Source organism: Rhizobium sp. P1_C7 (assembly GCF_056406295.1).
Genome location: NZ_JBFUAL010000062.1, coordinates 1 through 1,133, shown reverse-complemented (window position 1 = coordinate 1,133; position 1,133 = coordinate 1). Strand labels below are relative to the sequence as shown.

Sequence of the window (1,133 nt, the reverse complement as noted above, 5' to 3'; positions counted from 1 at the left end):
GCATTTAAGGTGGGTTTCCCCATTCGGATATCCATGGATCAAAGCTTATTCGCAGCTCCCCACGGCTTTTCGCAGCGTATCACGTCCTTCATCGCCTGTGCATGCCAAGGCATCCACCAAATGCCCTTACGACACTTAATCGTTCTCATTGCCAATGCTCATCATCTTTGCTGGRTTTGGAATTCCTTGTCCTTTTCGCTTGCGCTCAAAGGGGTTCCAAACCGGTCATACGGCCAAACCTGAGTTTGTCGTACCAGCGATACAGCGGTTACCTTTTACAACCRCCGTTTTCTAATGATGCCATCGACGTGTTCGATAGATCTGCTTTATTGGAACTACGCCGAGCAGTTCGCTTGCAGTCTATCTTTAAGACCAGCTTCTCGAGATTGGATCCGATACCGCGCGGTCAGGCAACGGTAATCCGGTCGTCAATCAGACCCTGTCAAAGACAGCGAACAATTCAACRACCCAGAGCGACAAGCTTCCCACCTACCTCCAGTCCCTCCACCATATCCAGCCGGCTAGGCCATCCATGGTTTCTCAGGAACTGGGCTCGGACGTCCAGGCAATCCATAAGAATTGCCCAAAACACCTGGAAGCCTCCAGATCAATCTTCTCTTCACGATATATGCAGAACAGGCATCAGCAAAAGCCGATGCAAAACTTGTTTTTCTTCAGAAGACAATGTCGTCGCTCACGCGCCAAAGGCGCTCCGCGGGGGCGCCAAACGATTGGCGAGCCGCCTTGCGCTACGATGTTACCGTCAGTCTCAACACCAATCGATTTGGTGGAGCTGAGCGGGATCGAACCGCTGACCCCCTGCTTGCAAAGCAGGTGCTCTCCCAGCTGAGCTACAGCCCCTCCAGCTCGATCGCCTGGACGTYAATCCAGGTTCGGCAACAATCCGCGCCAGGCGCCCAATCAATTCCCAGACCATCATTCGCAAAATGCAAATGGTGGGCCCGGGAAGACTTGAACTTCCGACCCCACGCTTATCAAGCGTGTGCTCTAACCAACTGAGCTACGGGCCCATTCGGGAACCGGCCCAGCTAAAACTGGACTAGCGCGGTTTTTTGTCTTCATGAAGAAAGAGAAACGTGGACGGCGCAGTTCGCCATACCGTGCATGCTAGC

General features: G+C 53.1%; 2 tRNA genes and 1 rRNA gene. All 3 read right to left on the bottom strand.

The window, feature by feature from the left end:
• Positions 1–141: ribosomal RNA gene (locus AC1D2R_RS32105) — 23S ribosomal RNA — on the bottom strand; the annotation flags it as partial.
• 644 nt (positions 142–785) lie between these two features.
• Positions 786–861: transfer RNA gene (locus tag AC1D2R_RS32100), tRNA-Ala, on the bottom strand.
• Between the two features lie 93 nt (positions 862–954).
• Positions 955–1,031, bottom strand: a tRNA-Ile gene (locus AC1D2R_RS32095).
• Positions 1,032–1,133: the final 102 nt, after the last annotated feature.